Source organism: Mesorhizobium sp. M7A.F.Ca.US.011.01.1.1 (genome assembly GCF_003998295.1).
Lineage (GTDB): Bacteria > Pseudomonadota > Alphaproteobacteria > Rhizobiales > Rhizobiaceae > Mesorhizobium.
In genome coordinates, this window is sequence record NZ_RZRT01000017.1 from 49,238 (window position 1) to 68,328 (window position 19,091).

Below are 19,091 nucleotides of genomic sequence, written 5' to 3' on the forward strand. Positions count from 1 at the left end.
TAAGCCAATAAACTCTAAAACAATCGAGATCGATCACCCACCTGCTGTTCGAATTTGGGCCAATGGGACATTGGCGGTGGCATGGGCCGATCTCGAGGCGACATTGCGCTGCCGGCGAGGACGTTGGCGGTTTGGATCGGCAGGCGCGATCCCGAAATTTCCAGTGCGTGACGAGAATGAACCTTGGCTGGTCGCCTGGTAGCGGAACCAGGCGAGGTTCACGTTGTTACCAGAGCGGGCGACTACCGGTTGCCGGATTCGGAGTCATCGTTTCATGACCAATGGTCCATTGCCTGAAAACGTTCTGGTCTCGCTTCCCAAGATCGATGCAAAAGCGGCGCCGACGCTCAAAAATGCCGAGGCGGAGGTATTTTACACGGAAGCAATCCGCGAGCTTACCGCCACCGACATACCCTTTCTGGTCGCCGGGACTTACGCGGTAAGCGCTTATACGGGTGTCACCCGCCAGACCAAGGACCTCGATATCTTCTGCAAGGCAGGCGACTACGCGCGGATCCTCGCCCATTTCAAGCAGCTTGGATATGCCGTCGAAATCGAGGACGACCGGTGGCTCGGCAAGGTGTTCAAGGGCACGCATTTCTTCGACGTCATATTCGGTTCGGCCAACGGCACGGTGCCTGTTGGCGACCTATGGCTGGAACACGCCCGCCAAACAGAGCTGTTGGGCAGCAGGGTGCGGATCATCGGCCCGACCGAACTCATCTGGTCCAAATGCTTTATCCAGGACAGAGGGCGACATGATGGCGCCGATATCGCTCATACGATTCTCAAGGCGGGCGATCAGATCGATTGGCACCGGCTGCTTTCTTATCTGGAGGTTCACTGGGAGGTTCTGTTGATGCAGCTTATCAATTTCAGATGGATCTATCCGAGCGAGCGCGATCATATCCCGGCGTGGCTGCTCGATGAATTGCTCGACCGCCTCGCCAAGCAACGGCAGTTGCCGTCTCCAAGGATGAAGATCTGCCGTGGGCGGCTGCTTTCGCAAACCGATTACGAAATCGACGTCAAGGAATGGGGCTTCGCCGGCGTCGGTGGTGTGGGAGAATTCCGTGATGGCTGATCCCGTCGAGAGCAGCGCGCCCAAGGACGGCGCACGCGCGCTCAAAGTTGCCGCGGTCGGGGATCTCCATGTGCGGGAAGATGCGCAAACCTCTTATCGAGACCTCTTCGGCGAAATATCTAGCGAAGCGGACATTCTCGTTCTCACAGGAGATCTGACCAATCTCGGCAAGCCTCGTGAAGCGGAGATGCTGGCCGAGGATCTGCGCAACTGCTCGATCCCGGTCGTGGCGGTGCTCGGCAATCATGACTACGAGTCTGGAGCGGTGGAAGACGTCACGAAGATCCTGCGCCAGGCGCATGTTCACCTCCTCGATGGCCAGGCAGTCGAAATCGAGGAGGTGGGTTTTGTCGGCGTGAAGGGATTCATAGGCGGTTTCGGATCACGCATGCTCGGCTCATTCGGTGAACCGGCGATCAAGACGATGGTCGCTGAAAGCGTGAACGAGGCAATGCGACTTGAAAATGCGATGCGCCAGGTGCGGGCGAAGCGCACGCTGGTGATCCTCCACTACGCGCCGATTGCCGACACAGTCGCGGGAGAACCGCCGGAGATATTTCCGTTTCTGGGCTCTTCACGCCTGGCCGAGACGATCGATCGATTCCAAGTTAGTGCTGTCGTGCACGGTCATGCACATCGCGGTTCTTACGAAGGTCAAACGCCTGGCGGAGCCAAGGTTTACAACGTCGCCATGCATGTGGCCAAGCCAAGCGGCCGCCCCTACGCCTTGCTCGAAATCTGACGCCAGCGGCACGGGCCGTGGATGTCCATTGGCCTGGATTCAATTGGTGGCGTTGATCGACTTCGCCAACTCTTCCAGCTTGCGGGGATCGTTGCCGTGACGGCGAACCAGTTCGCGAGCCTGCCTGGAGGGCAAATCCGTCGTGGCCGCCAGTTGTCGCACCTGCTGATCGTCGATGGCGACCTGCGGCAATGTATGGTCGATATTTCCTTGCTTGTCCTTCATCGCGCTTCTCCTTGATCCCTGTCGACGACAACGGCTCGAAAATCCGACCGGTTCCGAACGATCTGCAAACTTTTGGGCCGGCACCTGGGCGGACCAACATGCGCGTGCCCTGAGGGCGTAACGATCTCTATGGCTGGATTCTGCCAGGAACCATGCCACGGCGCACGAGTTGTTCCGACTGAACGGAGATAGTTAGATGCCACAGCCAAGACAGCCAGACCCAAATCGCGATGTGCCCGTGCCGCCTCCAACATGGAAGCCCGAGCCGATCGAGGAACCCGAACCGGAAAGGCTCCCGGACGAGACCCCGCTGCCCAATCCCGACGAGAATGAAGAGCCTTCCGTCCACGCATAGACGAAGGGGAGCTTCTTTATCACGGGGCAAAGCACACCTCCGGACGGCTAACGATCGATCTCGCCAAACACGATGTCGAGCGATCCGATGATCGCGGCAACGTCGGCGATCATGTGCCCTCGAGACAGGAAATCCATCGCCTGCAGATGGGCGAAGGATGGCGCGCGTATCTTGCACCGGTAAGGGACATTGCCCCCGTCGGAAACCAGATAAACACCGAATTCTCCCTTTGGCGCTTCAACCGCGGCGTAGACTTCTCCGGCCGGCACGCGATGCCCCTCGGTATAAAGTTTGAAATGCTGGATGGTCGCCTCCATCGAGCGTTTCATCGTGGCGCGCCGCGGCGGCGTGATCTTCTGGTTTGGAAGCGCGACTGGCCCCTGGCCTTCGGGTGACCGCAGTTTTCCAGGCATTGCCTCATAATCCGCACCGACTGGCGCATCTCCTCCATGCGGACCAGGTAGCGGTCATAGCAGTCTCCGTTCTTTCCGACGGGAATGTCGAAATCCATGTCCGGATAACATTCGTATGGCTGTGCCTTGCGCAAATCCCATGCCGCGCCCGATCCGCGCACCATCACGCCGGAAAATCCCCAGGCCCAGGCATCATCCAACCCGATCACGCCCACATCGACATTGCGCTGCTTGAAGATACGGCTGCCGGTGAGCAATTCGTCGAGGTTGTCACAGACTTTGAGGAACGGGTCGCAGAAAGCCCAGATGTCGTCGAGAAGCTTCGGAGGCATATCCTGGTGCACGCCGCCGATTCTGAAATAATTCGCATGCATGCGGGCGCCGGAGGCGCGCTCGTAAAAAACCATCAGCTTTTCCCGCTCCGCAAATCCCCAAAGCGGCGGCGTCAGCGCACCGATATCCATGGCCTGCGTCGTGACATTGAGGAGATGCGACAGAAGCCGACCGATTTCGCAAAAAAGAACACGGACGAGTTGTCCACGCTTTGGAACGGTGATTTCGAGCAGTTTTTCGGCAGCGAGGCAGAAGGCATGCTCCTGGTTCATCGGCGCGACATAATCGAGCCGGTCGAAATAGGGCAGCGCTTGCAAATAGTTCTTGTGCTCTATGAGTTTTTCGGTGCCGCGATGGAGCAAGCCAATATGCGGATCGGCACGCTCGACGATCTCGCCGTCCAGTTCCAGCACCAACCGAAGAACACCGTGGGCCGAGGGATGCTGGGGCCCGAAATTGATGGTGAAGTTGCGAACGGCGGCTTCGACCATTGCTGCTCTCCGCGACTGCGTTTCGTCGATTCAAGGCGTGGTGCGAACGGTTCGGCGCCTCAAGTCGTCGTCTGGATGATCAGGGTCAGGGTGCCATCGCCATCTATGTTTGCAGCGACAACCTGCGAGGAATTGAGCCCATTCGCCCTCAAAGCCGATGTCGCCTGAGGCGAAGCATCGACTGAGTTTTGCAGGCGAAGCAAATCTTCGGCGCTGGTCTGATTGATCACGGCATCCGCCTGCGCCTTGATTTCGTCAGGCAAATCCTCGACGGCGATAATGGCAACGCCGGTGAAATTCAAATCAGCAGAGCCTGGATCTGGCAGCGCCTGCTCCGGTTGCACTTCGCCCTGCGGTGGCATCACCTGGGGAGGCTGCGGTCCGACAGTTTGGGCGTAGACGGGCTGAATGATGACCGCCCCGGAAAGTGCGACAACTATCGTCAACATGCGCATGGTCGCTCCTTGCATCCTTCGAGGAGATTTCGAAGAAACCCCCATGCTGAGCGATGGTTCCGCAGGGCTGGTCCCGCCGGGCGATTTCGTCCCAACTCACCCCAGAGAGACGCCGAAAACCTTGGCCAGGGCGTCCGTCACACGGCTGTCTCCCCAACCGGTTGGGCGGTTCCGTACGGAATCGTACCATCGATTGATCTGCACCTTGGACAGGATCAAAATCAAGCAGAGGTGACCATGGGAGGGAGCCGCATGAGCATCGCCAGATGGGCAATAAGACCTGTCGGTACCGCCAAGGCGTTTCTGGCAGAGGAGCTTCGAAGTGCGCGATACGGCGACATTGTTTCGGTCAAAGCGGCGATAGCGGCCGCTCGCAGGGACGCGCCTTATTTGCAGGATACAGATGATGAGTTGATGGAGACGATCATCGAGCTGGCACGGGAACTGGGGCTGGCCGTCCTTTTTGACTCTCGCGATTGACCGATGAGCCATGGCTGGAGGACTCACCGGTGGTTGAAGCGATTTGGTACGAAATCGACAATTGGCTCATGGCCGAAAATGCGCAATCATTGGGAAATGGGACGACGGTTGGACGACAAACTCGATTGCAAGGCTTGTGGGACTATCCAAATGGACATTCCCGACAACGCCGAGGAATCAACGCCAATTCATTGCAGCAATTGCGGCGCCTTTCTCGGCGAGTGGGGCGAATTGCAGGACGATTTCTACCGCCAGGCTCGCGGTACCGAGGCATTCGACTTGCGCAACGGAACCATTATCAAGAAGTAGCGCGCAACAACGCGCGCCCGGATACCATCGGTAAATCCACAGGGGTTGGCAGATCTAGCCGACGTCGATGACGACCATCAACCCGCCGCCGCCCTTCTCCTCGACAGTGTTGTTCGTCGTGTGATGCGGGATGTGGCAGTGAATGAGCCACTTGCCGGGACGCAGCGCCTTCCACACGACGTCATAGCGCTGTCCCGGTCCGACATTGATGGTATCGGCCAGGAAGCGTGCCGAGGGAGAAAGCGTCTCACCGTCTCGGGCGACGACCTCGAAGGGCCCGCCATGGATATGCATTGGATGGACGAAGCCGTTGTTGGTGCCGATGAAACGCACCTTCAGCGTCTCGCCCACCTTCATAGGAATGGTGTCGGTTGCGGGATAGGCCTTGCCGTTGATGGTGAAGAAGTTCGGCATGCCGCCTTCCATTGGCATTGAGGGGTAGGTCAGCCCATCACGCACCAGCCATTCCTGAAGTTCGATGACATAGTCGTGGTCAGCCGGAACCTCGTCGGCAGGATTGGCGGGATCGATGATCAGCGCCCCATAAAGCCCCAGCGCCTGGGTGCGGTCCGGCTTGGCATGCGGATGATAGAAATAGGTCCCGTGCTGGGTCGCGGTGAATGCATAGGAATAGGATTGTCCAGGCTCGATCGGCGGCTGGGTGATCTCGGCAGGCCCATCCATCTGGTTCGGCAGAATCATGCCGTGCCAATGCACCGTGGTTTCTTCGGGCAGTCGTTGGTGACGCCGATGCGAACCTTATCGCCCTGGCGAATGTGGATGCGCGGGCCGGGAATCTGGCCATTGTAGGCATAGGCGTCGACCGCGACGTTGGGCAGGATCTGCCAGCGGACCACCGATGGTCTGAGCTCGAACACCTTGAGGCCGTTCTCCAAGCGGAATGGCAGTTCCTGGTCGCCCTTGGCGGCAAGAGCATAGGACGAGGTGACGCGACGCGGATCGGTTGCAGCCATGTCACGCATGGCCTCCGCCGGCGTGTCGCGACCCATGATCATGCCTTGCGGCATGATCGCGCCGCCGACGTCACGCGCCGAAAGCGTCAGGTTCAGCCAGTTGGCCGGCGCGGCCATGCCGATCGCCAGCGCCAACACCGACACCATACCGAGGGCCGCAATCTGCGACGTGGTAGCGTCCGTCTCCATCTGGTGGCCGCTGCGTTTGGACTTATGGGAGGTGTTGCGGCTTCGTCGACCGTCGCCGGCGTTGGGGTGATGCATAGCGTGCTGTTGGTGGGCGGTCGGCTCTCCACTGCTCGTTTCGTTCGCCTGCGGGCGCTGCGTCATCAATCCCGTGCTTCAGCCCGCGCGCGACCAGCCAGACATTGGCCGGATAAGCGAGCGTGAAGCCGGCGATGACGCCGATCGACATCACGCCCCAGAACAAAAGCTCGGTCGGCTCCATGGCGCGCATGTCGCGCCCCATCATCAGAAAGCTCATGACGGGTGCCATGCCGGCCATCATGAAATTCATCGAGATGAACTCGGGCAGGAAGCTCTTGCGCACGTTCTCCCAGTAGGTGCCGCCCATCATCGATTTCATGAACAGCGATTGGAAGATGAACAGGCCGAAGGCAAAGCCCGCCAGATATTCGACGATGAGGTCGAGCCACATCGGCAGGCCAAGCGTTGCCGTGATGACTGCGGCGAGAATGATGCCGGTCGCATCGCCGGCAACGCAGTGGATGGTCGAACCGACCCCCTGTTTCCACAGCGGCCTGGTAAAGTCTTCATGCTCGCCCGGCCGTGGCTCCTTGTCTGCAAGCACATAAAGCAGCAGCCCCAATGGACCCATATAGAGGGTCACCAGGATGAAGCCCCATTTCATCACCACCGGTTCGGGATTGTTGCGGTATTGATCGAAGCCGACATACAGCGTCGAGGCGGCGGCAAGAGCGAACCAGACGGCAAGGAAATAGTCGATTGGCTGGATGAACATGGATGCATCCCGTCGCGGATCAGTGGCTTGTCACAAGCAGCCCCGTCGATGAACGCAGCCGCGTGTTTATGATCCCGCCGGCCCAATCCGGTTGTGTCGAATTCTCCAGCCTGGCGCTCTTGTCGAAGCATTAACGCGCGGTAATTCCCTTGAAGGCGTGGGCGCTTCGCTGCCTCAACAGGAGCTGGCCATGAAACATCAAACACTCGACCAACTGCATGCCGTCGCCAAGATTGAATCGTCGGCTGCCTATTCCGTAATGACACGAAATCAGCGCGTAGAGCGCTGGGCTGAACTGCTGGAGCGTAATCCCGAGCGATGCCTTGGGGCGTTTGCAGGCACTGAACATCTGCACCCTGAAGCACGTGCGATGATGCGGGGCGAGGGTACGGCAATTTCGGTTGCCTTCGAAGATCCAGTGCTGCGCGCATCGGGTTTGAAAGACGACACTTATGGTGAGGCAAAGCGCTTTTTCGAGTTGAACGACTGGCAATTGCACGACATCGTCTGCGATTGCCACGTCGGCTCAACCATGAAAGCGCGCTGGGCTGCGACGCGGGTCCGCTCAGCCATCAGCGGCAGGTTCTTTGCGTGGTTGCGGCAAAGGATAATGCGCTGACCGTAGTTGGGGATCGTCGTCGCTTCGGTGCGGCATACGATCCCCTGTCTTGCCGATTGGATGTCTTGCCGATTGGATGTCTTGCCAATCGGAGGTCTCGCCGATGCGGATCAACGCTTGTCCTGGTATAGCCGGTCGGTCGCTCGGTCGCTCTCCCTTCGTTCGGCGGGTCCACGCCGACGGCGTGCGATAACGGCATAGGCCATCAGCACGATCAGCAGCAATGGGCCGCCGGCAACGACGATCAACCACATGATATCTCCAAACATGGCGGCATCTCCTTTCCCAGACAACCGGCGAGGAGGAGAACCGTTCCGCGCAGCAGCAGGGCAATGCCACCTCGGTCATCAACTTACGGATTGCGTTCGTAGGTTCCGATGAGTTCAGCCTGCTCGAGCGAATGTTTCTGCGCCTCCCGCCAGATGCGCTCGATGCCCACGCTGGCCGGAATGGCGAGGCTCGGCGTGTCGAGCGCGGCCAACCGGAAATGGTAGTGGTGAACGCCATGTCCGACGGGTGGTTCAGGGCCGTCGTAGTAGGCGTTGCCAAAATCATTCGTTGCTTGCCTGAGTGCGCCCGGACCCGGCTTGCCGCTTTCGGCCTCGGGAAGTTCCCTTGTGTCCGGGGAGATGTTGAACACCGCCCAATGACCAAACGTTCCGCTCGGCGCGTCAGGATCCTGAACGACGAGAACGAGGCTCTTTGCTTCATCTGGCACTCCAGACCATTTCAGCGGCGGCGATACGTTTTTGCCGTCTCGTGTGTATCTTTCGGGAATTTGTCCGCCTTCGGCAAAGGCGGCACTGCTAAGGGCAAGTGGCATGGTTCACTCCTTCCGGCGAAGTTGATCCCAGCGACGCGCAGGGCAGCTATTTGTTGGTCCGCATCTTTTGTCTTGGATCGATCCCGCCAGCGGCGGTCGTGTCGTTTTCGACGTCACCTTCGACCGTGTTCTCGCCTTCAAGCTCGAACTCTTCGCCTTCCTTGATCGTTCCCATGGAAGTCCCGATACCAGGATTGTTCGCCAAGTCGGCATCGCTCGGTTTTTTCCATTTCGGATGTTTGGTTCCGGTCATGAGAAAACTCCTTCGACGGGGATTGCAGTTTTGAAATCGCAGACCGGATAATTCGTTCCGGGTTCCACGCCTCGGCTTCTTCATTGGTTCGCCGCGCGCCGGCTAAAGCCCGAATGGATAAGTGTCGGGAACGCCGGTTCTTGCATGCTCCGAGCCAAGCGGCGTCACTGCCGCGGTTTTGTCGAACCATAGGAACGCGTCGAACTGCCGGGGCAGGGAAGCGTCCGCATAGTGGCTGCCCAGCTCGGTTTCCGGCCGGTAGATCACGCCGATAAATCGCTCCAGCCTTCGTTCCAGCAACCGCTCACGCAGCGTTGTGTCGCGCCCGAGGTCGAGCAGGAACCGCGACACAAGGGAATCGTGGCAAAGCCGTTCGTAACTGTCGGCGTGCGACGCGCGAATTTGCTTCACCTCCATTTTGCCATCCCAGTTGCTGGCGGCCGCTACAGTGCCGGAATGCGTGCCCATACCGATCAGCGCTGCCTCATCCCCGAAACGCTGCCGGCAGAGTTGGCCGATGTTCAGTTCGTCCCTGACGACCCCCATCTCGGTAAAGCGGGCATCGCCGATATGGGAATTGTGCGCCCACACCACGGCCTTGGCGTTGGGGCCGCCGGCATGCAGCAAATGTTCCAACGTTTCGAACATGTGCGTGTCGCGCAGGTTCCAGGACTCCGCACCGCCATAGTACATGATCCGGTAATAGTGTTCGGCGGACGCGATCAGCCGGGCATTCTGACTGGCGTCGAGAAAGTCGGTGCCGTCCCTTTTTGCATATTCGAGCTGTTTGGCGAGCAAGTCCCGGCATTGTTCCAGCACCGCTTTTTCGCATTTTTGATAGCCGGCGGTGAGCACCGCGCGGCCGTAGGTGGACGGTTCGTGTTGCCAGGGCGTCAGGCAGCCATAGCGTTCGCGCGCGATCTTGGCTGCCTGGGGATCGACCCGGTCGAGATAGTCGAGGACCGCGCCGATGGAACCGCTCATATTGTAGATGTCGAGGCCGTAGAACCCTGCTTGCTCCGAAGGCTCTAGCTTCTCGTTGTGACGGCGCATCCAGTCGGTGAAGGCCGCGACATCGGTGTTGCGCCACATCCACGTCGGAAATCGCTGGAATGGCGCACCAGTGCCGGTTCGCGGCCGACGATGGCGAACGTAGCGGTCGATCGCCGCCGCGTCGGGCCAGTCCGCTTCGACCGCGACGATGGTGAAGCCGTGGCGTTCGATGAGCCTGCGGGTGATTGCCGCGCGCGCCCTGTAGAATTCGGACGTGCCATGGCTTGCCTCGCCAAGCAGAACAATGCGCCGGTCGGCGAACCGATCGAACAATGCGCCGAAGGCCGGATCGTCGAAATCGGGCAGGGGTTCGGCCGCGGCCGCGATCATATCAGGCAGGCTGATCGGATGGGGATGTCGAAGCGGACGACCGACGTCGGTGACCGTGCCGTTTTCCGACCAACCCTGCTCGCCGATCAGAGGGACGAAGCGCACACCACCGAAATCCTCCTCGCTATAGGTTGCGGCGCCTGTCCGGGTGACTTTGAGCAGACGTTGCAAATCCGGGTCGTCGCCGACCGGAATGACGAGCCTGCCGCCGACATCGAGTTGCTCCTGAAGGGCGAGCGGTGCGCCGGGACCGCTGGCTGTCACCACGATGGCATCGAACGGCGCCGCCTGCGGCCAGCCCTTGGTGCCATCGCCTGTCCGAACCTCGATGTTTTGGTAGCCGAGTTTTTCAAACCGCCGCTTCGCGGTTTCGGCCAAACCGGGATGACGCTCTATCGTGTAGACCTGTTCGACGATCCGGCTCATCACCGCGGCCGCGTACCCCGAGCCGGTGCCAATTTCGAGCACATGGTCACCCGGTTTGACATCCGCCATCTCGATCATGAACGCGACAATGTAGGGTTGCGATATGGTCTGGCCGTCGGCGATCGGCAGCGGCGTGTCTTCATAAGCAAATTCCTCGAAGCCGGGTTCGACGAAGGCCTCGCGTGGAACTTCGCGCATAGCCTGCAGAATCTCACGGTCATGGATGCCGCGCCGGCCGACATGGATTTTGACCATTCGATCACGGGCACGAGGAAGATCGAGCATCTTTTAGCTCCCCTTTGGTGCAACGCTTCGAGGCGATCCTTCGCGGTACCTGCCTTAAGCCTGCCTTCGCGATTCCAGTTTCTAACCGCCAGAAGACTTCAAGGTTCCCGACTATCTGCGGACAGAGCCGTGTGCCGCCGGGATAGCGTCCGGTCTCTTGGCTGCGCGGGTCGCGACGCCGCCCCGGACGGCGGCAGTCGGGGGTTGCTCAAGCGCAAAGATGCCCCAGTTATCACCAGCGAACCGAAGCTGGAGATGTCGATGAACGACAAGGCAGCCGCGACGCCGCAGGCTATCGGCCACGAACGGATCGACCTCATGGACCGTTACTGGCGCGCCGCGAATTATATCTCGGTCGGCCAGATCTACCTGCTCGACAATCCGCTGTTGCGCGAACCGTTGAAGGCCGAACACGTCAAGCCGCGGCTTCTTGGCCATTGGGGCACGACGCCGGGGCTGAATTTTCTCTACCTGCATCTGAACCGCGTTATCCGCGAAAGCGACCTCGATGTTCTGTTTATCTGCGGCCCGGGCCATGGCGGTCCCGCAATGGTTGCCAACACCTGGCTCGAGGGCACCTATAGCGAGATCTATCCCGATATCGGGCAGGGCGAAGACGGCCTCAGGAAACTGTTCCGGCAGTTTTCCTTCCCCGGCGGCGTGCCAAGCCATGCCGCGCCCGAGACGCCCGGCTCAATCCATGAGGGCGGTGAACTGGGATATGCCTTGGTCCATGCCTTCGGTGCGGCCTTCGACAATCCGGACCTGGTGGTTGCCTGCGTCGTTGGTGACGGCGAAGCCGAGACCGGTCCGCTCGCGGCGGCATGGCATTCCAACAAGTTCCTGAACCCGATGTCGGACGGCGCCGTCCTGCCGATCCTGCATCTCAACGGCTACAAGATCGCCAATCCAACGATCCTCGGCCGTATGGACGATCAGGAATTGCGAGACCTTTTCGCCGGCTATGGCTACGAACCGTTCTTCGTCGAGGGCCACGAGCCGCTTGCCATGCACCAGTCGATGGCCGCGACGCTCGACACGGTGCTCGATCGCATCCGGTCCATTCAGGAGCAGGCACGGGCTCCGGGATGGCATGGTCAACGCCCGCAATGGCCGATGATCGTGCTGCGCAGCCCCAAGGGGTGGACAGGTCCCAAGGAGGTCGATGGCGAGAAGGTCGAGGGTTTCTGGCGCTCGCATCAAGTGCCGGTGTCGAACGCACGCGGAAATGAGGACCACCGCACGATCCTCGAAAACTGGATGCGAAGCTACAAACCGGAAGAGCTGTTCGATGAAAGCGGACACCTGTTGCCAGAGCTCGCGGCACTTGCCCCAACAGGGACAAAGCGCATGGGCGCAAGCCCGTACGCAAATGGCGGACTGCTGAAGCGCGATCTTGTGCTTCCAGACTGGAAAAGCCTGGCGCTGGAAGTGCCGCGTCCAGGTGGCGTCATCGCTGAAGCGACGCGGATTTGCGGAAGCTATCTTCGCGAGGTGTTCCGCCTCAATGCCGAGGCGCGGAATTTTCGCCTGATGGGGCCGGACGAGACGTCATCCAACCGCCTCGATGAGGTGTTCGAAGTTACCGATCGGATCTGGATGCAACGCATCGAACCCTACGACGTCCATCTTTCCCGTGACGGACGTGTCATGGAAGTGCTCAGTGAGCATCTCTGCCAAGGGTGGCTCGAAGGCTATCTGCTCACCGGCCGGCACGGCCTGTTCTCCTGCTATGAAGCCTTCATCCACATTGTCGATTCGATGGTCAACCAGCATGCCAAATGGCTGAAGACCTCCGGCGAGCTTGCCTGGCGCAAGCCGATCGCCTCGCTCAATTACCTTTTGACCTCCCATGTCTGGCGGCAGGACCACAATGGTTTCAGCCATCAGGATCCGGGCTTTGCCGATCTGGTCGCCAACAAGAAGGCCGATACGGTAAGGCTCTATTTTCCGCCGGACGCCAACACCCTGCTGTGGATCACCGATCATTGCCTGAGAACCTATAATCGCATCAATGTCATTACCGCCGGCAAGCAGCCGGCACCGCAATGGCTGTCCATTGAAGAAGCCGAAGCGCATTGCAAGGCGGGGGCGGGCATCTGGGAATGGGCCGGTACGGTTGCTCAGGGCGAGGAGCCCGACGTGGTCATGGCCTGCGCCGGCGACGTGCCGACCCTGGAAACGTTGGCCGCGACCGACATTCTGCGCTCTGCGCTCCCCGACCTGAAAATCCGCGTCGTCAATGTTGTCGACCTGATGACGCTACAGTCGAACACCGAGCATCCGCACGGGCTCGCCGATGGAGACTTCGACGCGTTGTTCACGAAAACACGGCCTGTTATCTTCGCCTATCACGGCTATCCCTATCTCATTCATCGCCTGACCTACCGTCGCGCCAACCATGACAACATGCATGTGCATGGCTTCCGCGAGGAGGGCACCACGACGACGCCGTTCGACATGGTGGTGCTCAATGAACTCGATCGCTACCACCTCGCGCTCGCCGCCATCGAACGCGTGCCGGGACTGGCCGAAAGGGCCGAAGGGCTGGCGGGCGAACTCCGCGACCGGCTGGTGAAGCACAGGGCCTATGTCCGCGAGCACGGCGAAGACATGCCCGAAATCCAGGAATGGAGCTGGCCCGGCAAAAGCGCGGCAAAGGCGCGCCGATGACCCGCCGGTCGATCCTGGCGCTGAATGCCGGTTCGTCCAGCATAAAGTTCGCGCTTTACGATATTGCCTCGTCGCAGGATCTGCAGCTCGTTTCACGCGGCACGTTGGACTTGGGCGACACACCCACACTCCGCGCAAAAGCGGCCGACGGAACGGTGCAGTGCGAGCGGCAGCTCGCCGCCGACAAGCCGCGTGATGCGGCCATAGGCGAGATGCTGAATTGGGTGCAGGGCGAACTTGGCGAAAGAAACCTGCTCTGCGCCGGCCATCGCGTCGTGCATGGCGGAAGCGAATTCATCGAACCTGTCCGTCTGACCCCAGACATCATCGACGCCATCGACAGGTTGACGCCGCTTGCTCCGCTGCATCAGCCTCGCAGTCTCGCGCCGGTCCGCGCGATAGCTGCCTTGCAACCGGACTTGCCACAGGTTGGCTGTTTCGACACCGCTTTCCACCAGACGATCGATCCGCTCGCGCGGCGCTTCGCCCTTCCGCGCCACTATGAAGGGCAAGGCTTGCGCCGCTACGGGTTTCACGGTCTCTCCTATGAATACATCGCCGGGCGGCTCAGCGGGATATCGCCAACTCTTGCGGCGAAACGCACCATCGTCGCCCATCTCGGCAATGGTGCCAGCCTTTGCGCTTTGCAGCAGGGCAAGAGCATCGATACGACGATGGGGTTTTCGGCGCTGGATGGCCTCGTCATGGGCACGCGGTGCGGCGCCATCGATCCCGGCGTGCTGTTGTACTTCCTGCTGGAAAGAGGCATCGCGGCTGAGGAACTGCAGACAATCCTTTACGAGAAGTCGGGACTGCTCGGCGTATCCGGTATTTCGGGCGACATGAGGACGCTGGAAGCGAGCAATGATCCTCGCGCTCATGAGGCGATGGCGCTTTTCGCCTTTCGCGCCGCGAGAGAGGCCGCGGCGCTTGCAAACACGATGGGTGGTCTTGAATGCCTCGTGTTCACCGCCGGCATCGGCGAACGGTCCGCGTCTATCCGCAACGCCATATGCGAAAAATTGACCTGGCTTGGCGTGGTGCTTGAAGAACACGCCAACGACACCCACGCCGAAATCATCAGTCGGCCCGAGAGCACGGTGGAGGTGCGCGTGATTGCGACCGATGAAGAAGGTGTCGTTGCGCGTCACAGCCGCAAGGTGATGCAAGCCTGAAGGCTCGCCATTTCGGAAAATCGGCTGTCGGTTCGGTCCGACGAAAGCGCGGGCAAGGGTATTCCCTGTACGAAAATTACCAAGCGAGCGGTCGGGGGAACCAACTGCCCATGGAAATATTGTGCGAGCAATCCCGGCTAACCCCGAGACCGTCGGCACGATGATCAGGCCGACAGCCTTACTTCAGGCATTGGCTGAGGAATCCCATGTTTACGGACGACGTTGCGGTGAGGCGCCTGAAAATCCTGGTCGAGCAATATGTCGAGACACGCAAGAGGCGCCACGATGTGATCTCTACAGCCAAGGCCGGAACCGCAATCCGAGAGGTGATGCCAAGTTGCCCGCTTTCGGGAAAGGCCTTCGACGATCTGATTGCGGCCTGCGCCATAGAGCATGGCCTCGCCGTGCTCTTCGACAATCCGGGTATATCAGGCACTGAAATCTGAGGCTGGCGCTTCCGAGGCCACCATCGCGATGAGCAGGAGTTCAGTCGGCATGTCCAGATACTTTTTCGACCTTCGAGATGAGAGCGGAAGCTTGCAGGAGGATCCGGAGGGCCAGGAATTTCCTGATCTCGCGAGCGCCGAGGAAAACGCGATGGCGTCGGCGAAGGAAATCCTCGCCGAAGAGCTGCTGCATGGCAAGCCGCTGCGTACCGGATTGGCCTTCGAGATTTTTGACGAGAGCCGCAACCTGGTGCTGCGCTTCCCCTTTGCGCTCGCGGCCGAAAAGGCCGGAGCACCCCCTTAATACCGAATTGCCTGGCGGCCGATCGCTTGCAGGGTCATACAGGTCGGGCGTCAATGCGGATCCTATCCTTCCGCCTTGAAGTTTCTGGCTTCTTTCTCGACCTTGGGGCTGTCCTTGCCATGCTTTCGCATGAGCTCCTTGGCCTGCTTGGGTGAGACGTCAGTGGTCTCTGCCAAGCGCAGCGCCTTCTTGTCCTTGCTTTCGGTCTTCTGCTTCTTGGCCGTCATGGCTCTTGAACTCCCTTGAAGCCCTGTTCCGATCGATCTTTGCCGGTGCCAACGCCCGACCATATCCAGATGAACTGTCGTTGCCTGGTTTGCTTCGACGAGACGTCAACGAGACGATGCCGGTCAGGTTCCGTGCATCGCCTGCTCATGTCCGAACTTGTCACGCCACGCGGCGGTACCGATGGCGATCTCGGATGAATTCATTGAAGAAGCGGCCTTTTGAGGAGGCTTTGGTGAAAGCGGCATAAGTTGCCGGCGCAACACCCTCATAATCGTAACGTCTGCCGCTCGGCACAAACCAGACCGAGAGGATCTTGGTAGCGGGATCGTATTGTGTGTTTTGGATCACGGTCGATGGCATAGTGGCACCCGACGAGTCTGCCCGAATAACCCGCTAGCAATAGTCAGGTTCCGCCGATGTCCTCGCGCCTCGCACCGCGACTACCGGTCGCGCGGGTTGCCGAACGTCGGGTCGCGCTTCCTCGAATATCGGTCGATGCGTGGCAGGCTGTCATCAAACTCGATGCCCGGTAGCCTCAGGTCCCAATAGGCATGGGCTTGCGGCCGAAAACCTTCAGGTTTGTCGAGGAAGCCGATCGTCACATAGAACTCGTCCGGCAGGCCTTCGTCGCTATAGCCTATCGAGCTTCCACAGTCTGGGCAGAACGTGCGAGTGACGCCTGGCGTTTTGGAAAAGGCCTTCGGAGTTCCCCTAAGAAGCTGAAATTGCTTCGGTCGGTAACCGACCCAGATCGTCAGCGGACTTCCGATGGCCCGGCGGCAATCGTCGTCGTGATCGTAGCATATCCAGAAAGGCTCTCCATCCATGGCTGCCGCGATCCGTCCGCAGAAGCAGGCTCCGGTCTCGCGCCGCATCGTCTGTCCTCCTGTCGCGCCCAAGGGACGTTCAGAGAGCGGCCGAACGGCCGCTCCCATTCAAGGTGAAGTCGTTGAAATCATGCATCGTGATGCTCGGGCATGCTCTTGAGCTGATCCTTGGTCCAGTTCGTCACCGCGTGAACGTCGCCGTCTTCATCGCGCATGAATTCCAACTGGCTCGCGGGAACGGCCACTGGCTTGGCGCCTATGCCGAGGAAGCCGCCGACATCGATGACGACCTGACTGGCGGCTCCAGAGCCGTGGACATGCGAAACGCTGCCGACCTTGTTGTCGTCCGCGTCGTAAATCGTGGCGTCTTCGAGAATGTCGGGCGTCAGTTCGGTGCTTGTGAGGCGTACGTGATTGGTGTGATCCATCGTTCGAGACTCCTGTGGGGTGGAATATTTGAACCTCTCAGCCGAGCAATCGTTCCGAACAATTTCGGGGGCGAGGGGCGGACGACGCAAGGACGCAAGAACCCTCAAAATCAGCCTCGGCCCGAATTGACTCGCAAAGCTCCGTACGGAAGCGTACAAAGTGAAATCGTCAGCAGCACAGTTGGGCGTTGACGCTTGGGAGTGACCATCGCTCTTGCCCATCACGAGGCATGGCGTTTGCATGGCGAGGAGCCCGAGCATCCCGGTCTGCCACTAGACGCGATAACCGCGCTGGCGCGGGATACAGGCGCCACTGAACAGCAGATACGTGAAATCATATCGCTCCTCGGGTTCGATCGCGCCTCTATCCTGCGGGAGGCTCGTTTGCTGGCGAAAGATGGTCAGCCAGCAAGGCCTTCGAGTCTTCAGCAGTAACTGTCGGTTTCATACCAACACGCCGGCCCGTCTAGTGCTGCGCGAGACGAGGTCTATGGTTCGTTACCGCCCGCTCGTTAGACGGGCGCGGCCGGCTAAGAGATCCCAGTGCTCTTGCCCAAGGGAAAAGAGTCTCGTGGATTACCAGATCCTGCAAGCCAAGAGCGAATTGCTTCGCCGCATGAGCGCGGACGATTTCGCGCGGCTGAGGCCACATCTGGCGAGCGTTTTTCTGGAGTTGCGCGCGCCACTGGAGACTGCGGGGCAGAAGATCGAAGCCGTCTATTTTCTGGAAAGCGGACTGGCATCGGTGGTGGCCAGGACTTCGGCGGCGACCGAAGCGGAAGTCGGAATCATCGGGTTCGAAGGAATGACCGGTTCGGCCCTGATCATGGGGGACGACCAGGCCAACTTTGATTGCTACGTCCAGTCGACATGCGAGGCCCTCCGGGTAGAGGCTGCCCCATTCGTCGAAGCCCTGGAGAACAGCCCTACGTTGCGGTCGTTCCTGTTGCGCTATGTCCAATATTTCCACGTTCAGACAAGCTACACGGCATCGATCAACGCACGGCAGAGCCTGGAAGTCCGGCTGGCGAGATGGCTTTTGATGTGCAGCGACCGCACTGTCGGAGACAGACTTATGATAACCCATGAATTTCTGTCCATCATGCTTGGTGTCAGGCGTCCGGGGGTTACCGTTGGCCTTCAGATGATCGAGAGTTATGGTTATATCCGAGCGCGCCGCGGAGAGATCACGATCCGCGATCGAGACGGTCTCGTGAAGTTGGCGCGAGATTCTTACGGTCCACCCGAAACCCAGTACCGCCGGCTGATCGGAGATCTGGGCTCGAAGCATCCTGCGAGGCAGCAGCGGCCTCTCGCTTGAGCGCCGGGGCCAACAGAGGCTTCTCCACCACTAAACCGCCAGGAAGACATTTTCGAGTGGCCGACGCGATGATGCCGGTGAGACACCGTTGCCTAAGCCCGCGCCGGCCACCGCGGCATGTTTTGGGGATGCCGCGTTGCCAATCTAGTTGCTGACAAGCAACTGGCAACGAAGGCTCACGGTTTGGTAAGAACCGTACGTACATGCACGCAACCTCCCTCGGTCGCATTCAAGGCATGCTCGCGAATCCTGAGTTGAATACAGTCACCCCGGTAAACTCCGGATTGGCAGGCGTTGTCAGATGCGGTGATGTCCGCGGGGTGGGGTGCAGATTTGCTGGCCAGGTTCCGATATTGCCAGGCGGGCTGGCCTTCACCATCTAGCTGGGATGGCGACACCCAAATCGAAAACACTCGGCTCCGGCTCATCCGGGCTCCAGCACGATCTCTTTGGTGCTGCCGACGACCTGCCGGAAGGTTTCCTCTACCAGCCCGAACTGATCGCGGCGCAAGAAGAAACGGAACTCGCCCGGCATCTCGAAGACCTGCCCTTCGAGGCGTTCGATTTCCATGGCCATCTGGCAAACCGGCGCGTCGTAGGCTTTGGCCTGCGTTACGACTATGACAGGCGTCAGGTCGTCGAGGCGCCGCCGATCCCTGACTTCCTGTTGGCCCTGCGCGACAAGATCGCGGCGTTGGCAGGCAAGCCCGCCGACGCCTTCGCGCAAGTGTTGATCAATGAATACCGGCCTGGCGCCGGCATTGGCTGGCATCGAGACAAGCCTCATTTCGAAGACGTTGCGGGTGTTTCGTTGCTGGCGCCTTGCAGTTTTCGGCTCCGGCGGAAGAATGGCACCAAGTGGGATCGCCGCACCATCGTCGTCGAACCAAGGTCGGCGTATCTCATGACCGGACCATCGCGCACGGAATGGGAGCATAGCATTCCGCCAGTTGACCTGCATCGATACTCGATCACCTTGCGGACATTGCGCGCCAACTCCGCATGAGCGCCGAGCCGTTCTGAGGCATCGCCAGCGCCATCACGAGTTCTTGAACGC

The 19,091-nt window shown here is 59.9% G+C and carries 21 protein-coding genes and 2 pseudogenes; 11 read left to right on the forward strand and 12 right to left on the reverse strand.

The window, feature by feature from the left end; translation table 11 throughout:
- The first annotated feature begins 274 nt into the window (after positions 1 to 274).
- Together EOA13_RS17680 and EOA13_RS17685 are read left to right on the forward strand one after the other, a co-directional pair.
- Positions 275 to 1,084, forward strand: a complete 810-nt coding sequence (locus tag EOA13_RS17680) for a nucleotidyltransferase family protein (protein WP_023812007.1) — start codon at positions 275 to 277, stop codon at positions 1,082 to 1,084.
- The gene (locus EOA13_RS17685; protein ID WP_127294483.1) at positions 1,077 to 1,826 is read left to right on the forward strand and encodes a metallophosphoesterase; all 750 of its coding nucleotides are present in this window, start codon (positions 1,077 to 1,079) and stop codon (positions 1,824 to 1,826) included. The genes EOA13_RS17680 and EOA13_RS17685 overlap by 8 nt, the downstream gene beginning before the upstream one ends.
- A 39-nt stretch (positions 1,827 to 1,865) precedes the next feature.
- Here EOA13_RS17685 and EOA13_RS17690 read toward each other — a convergent pair whose 3' ends face one another.
- The 3 genes and pseudogenes from EOA13_RS17690 to EOA13_RS17705 all read right to left on the reverse strand — a co-directional run bounded on the left by EOA13_RS17690 (position 1,866) and on the right by EOA13_RS17705 (position 4,098).
- The gene (locus EOA13_RS17690; protein WP_023812005.1) at positions 1,866 to 2,051 is read right to left on the reverse strand and encodes a hypothetical protein; all 186 of its coding nucleotides are present in this window, start codon (positions 2,049 to 2,051) and stop codon (positions 1,866 to 1,868) included.
- Between the two features lie 402 nt (positions 2,052 to 2,453).
- Positions 2,454 to 3,643, reverse strand: a pseudogene (locus EOA13_RS17700) (NADH-quinone oxidoreductase subunit D).
- Positions 3,644 to 3,702: 59 nt separating this feature from the next.
- Entirely contained in the window at positions 3,703 to 4,098 is a 396-nt protein-coding gene (locus EOA13_RS17705; protein ID WP_127294487.1) for a hypothetical protein, read from the reverse strand.
- Between the two features lie 252 nt (positions 4,099 to 4,350).
- Between EOA13_RS17705 and EOA13_RS17710 the strand changes: the two genes are divergently transcribed.
- Both EOA13_RS17710 and EOA13_RS17715 read left to right on the forward strand, forming a co-directional pair.
- A complete protein-coding gene (locus tag EOA13_RS17710; RefSeq protein WP_127294489.1) occupies positions 4,351 to 4,578 on the forward strand; it encodes a hypothetical protein in 228 nt (75 codons plus the stop codon).
- A gap of 150 nt (positions 4,579 to 4,728) precedes the next feature.
- Positions 4,729 to 4,887, forward strand: a complete 159-nt coding sequence (locus EOA13_RS17715) for a hypothetical protein (protein WP_023812002.1) — start codon at positions 4,729 to 4,731, stop codon at positions 4,885 to 4,887.
- A 54-nt stretch (positions 4,888 to 4,941) separates the two neighbouring features.
- On the opposite strand, the pseudogene EOA13_RS17720 reads toward EOA13_RS17715, so the two are convergent.
- Positions 4,942 to 6,843 (reverse strand): annotated as a pseudogene (locus tag EOA13_RS17720) (DUF4396 domain-containing protein).
- A gap of 190 nt (positions 6,844 to 7,033) precedes the next feature.
- On the opposite strand from EOA13_RS17720, the gene EOA13_RS17725 reads away from it, so the two are divergent.
- The gene (locus EOA13_RS17725; RefSeq protein WP_127294491.1) at positions 7,034 to 7,462 is read left to right on the forward strand and encodes a hypothetical protein; all 429 of its coding nucleotides are present in this window, start codon (positions 7,034 to 7,036) and stop codon (positions 7,460 to 7,462) included.
- Between the two features lie 110 nt (positions 7,463 to 7,572).
- On the opposite strand, the gene EOA13_RS17730 is transcribed toward EOA13_RS17725, so the two are convergent.
- The 4 genes from EOA13_RS17730 to EOA13_RS17745 form a co-directional block, all read right to left on the reverse strand.
- Positions 7,573 to 7,731 carry a hypothetical protein gene (locus tag EOA13_RS17730; protein ID WP_127294493.1) on the reverse strand — a complete coding sequence of 53 codons (159 nt, stop codon included), beginning with the start codon at positions 7,729 to 7,731 and terminating at the stop codon, positions 7,573 to 7,575.
- An 83-nt stretch (positions 7,732 to 7,814) separates the two neighbouring features.
- A complete protein-coding gene (locus EOA13_RS17735; RefSeq protein ID WP_127294495.1) occupies positions 7,815 to 8,285 on the reverse strand; it encodes a YbhB/YbcL family Raf kinase inhibitor-like protein in 471 nt (156 codons plus the stop codon).
- 46 nt (positions 8,286 to 8,331) lie between these two features.
- Positions 8,332 to 8,538, reverse strand: a complete 207-nt coding sequence (locus EOA13_RS17740; RefSeq protein ID WP_127294497.1) for a hypothetical protein — start codon at positions 8,536 to 8,538, stop codon at positions 8,332 to 8,334.
- Between the two features lie 102 nt (positions 8,539 to 8,640).
- Positions 8,641 to 10,632 carry a protein-L-isoaspartate(D-aspartate) O-methyltransferase gene (locus tag EOA13_RS17745; protein ID WP_127294499.1) on the reverse strand — a complete coding sequence of 664 codons (1,992 nt, stop codon included), beginning with the start codon at positions 10,630 to 10,632 and terminating at the stop codon, positions 8,641 to 8,643.
- A 261-nt stretch (positions 10,633 to 10,893) separates the two neighbouring features.
- On the opposite strand from EOA13_RS17745, the gene EOA13_RS17750 reads away from it, so the two are divergent.
- The 4 genes from EOA13_RS17750 (at position 10,894) to EOA13_RS17765 (ending at position 15,230) form a co-directional block, all read left to right on the forward strand.
- Positions 10,894 to 13,305 carry a phosphoketolase family protein gene (locus EOA13_RS17750; RefSeq protein ID WP_127294501.1) on the forward strand — a complete coding sequence of 804 codons (2,412 nt, stop codon included), beginning with the start codon at positions 10,894 to 10,896 and terminating at the stop codon, positions 13,303 to 13,305.
- Positions 13,302 to 14,480 (forward strand): acetate/propionate family kinase, encoded by a 1,179-nt coding sequence (locus EOA13_RS17755; RefSeq protein WP_127294503.1) that lies wholly within the window; start codon positions 13,302 to 13,304, stop codon positions 14,478 to 14,480. Before EOA13_RS17750 ends, EOA13_RS17755 begins: the two co-directional genes overlap by 4 nt.
- Before the next feature lie 206 nt (positions 14,481 to 14,686).
- Entirely contained in the window at positions 14,687 to 14,926 is a 240-nt protein-coding gene (locus EOA13_RS17760) for a hypothetical protein (RefSeq protein ID WP_127294505.1), read from the forward strand.
- Positions 14,927 to 15,017: 91 nt separating this feature from the next.
- The gene (locus tag EOA13_RS17765; RefSeq protein WP_164780134.1) at positions 15,018 to 15,230 is read left to right on the forward strand and encodes a hypothetical protein; all 213 of its coding nucleotides are present in this window, start codon (positions 15,018 to 15,020) and stop codon (positions 15,228 to 15,230) included.
- 62 nt (positions 15,231 to 15,292) lie between these two features.
- On the opposite strand, the gene EOA13_RS17770 is transcribed toward EOA13_RS17765, so the two are convergent.
- The 4 genes from EOA13_RS17770 to EOA13_RS17785 form a co-directional block, all read right to left on the reverse strand.
- Entirely contained in the window at positions 15,293 to 15,457 is a 165-nt protein-coding gene (locus tag EOA13_RS17770; RefSeq protein ID WP_023811992.1) for a hypothetical protein, read from the reverse strand.
- A 160-nt stretch (positions 15,458 to 15,617) separates the two neighbouring features.
- Positions 15,618 to 15,818, reverse strand: coding sequence for a KTSC domain-containing protein (locus EOA13_RS17775; RefSeq protein WP_023811991.1), 201 nt, complete (start codon positions 15,816 to 15,818; stop codon positions 15,618 to 15,620).
- Between the two features lie 80 nt (positions 15,819 to 15,898).
- Positions 15,899 to 16,333 carry a GFA family protein gene (locus EOA13_RS17780; RefSeq protein ID WP_127294509.1) on the reverse strand — a complete coding sequence of 145 codons (435 nt, stop codon included), beginning with the start codon at positions 16,331 to 16,333 and terminating at the stop codon, positions 15,899 to 15,901.
- A gap of 80 nt (positions 16,334 to 16,413) precedes the next feature.
- The gene (locus tag EOA13_RS17785) at positions 16,414 to 16,713 is read right to left on the reverse strand and encodes a PRC-barrel domain-containing protein (protein WP_013531539.1); all 300 of its coding nucleotides are present in this window, start codon (positions 16,711 to 16,713) and stop codon (positions 16,414 to 16,416) included.
- A gap of 571 nt (positions 16,714 to 17,284) precedes the next feature.
- Here EOA13_RS17785 and EOA13_RS17795 point away from each other — a divergent pair.
- Both EOA13_RS17795 and EOA13_RS17800 read left to right on the forward strand, forming a co-directional pair.
- Positions 17,285 to 18,034 carry a Crp/Fnr family transcriptional regulator gene (locus tag EOA13_RS17795; protein ID WP_127294511.1) on the forward strand — a complete coding sequence of 250 codons (750 nt, stop codon included), beginning with the start codon at positions 17,285 to 17,287 and terminating at the stop codon, positions 18,032 to 18,034.
- 388 nt (positions 18,035 to 18,422) lie between these two features.
- A complete protein-coding gene (locus EOA13_RS17800) occupies positions 18,423 to 19,040 on the forward strand; it encodes an alpha-ketoglutarate-dependent dioxygenase AlkB (RefSeq protein WP_127294513.1) in 618 nt (205 codons plus the stop codon).
- Positions 19,041 to 19,091: the final 51 nt, after the last annotated feature.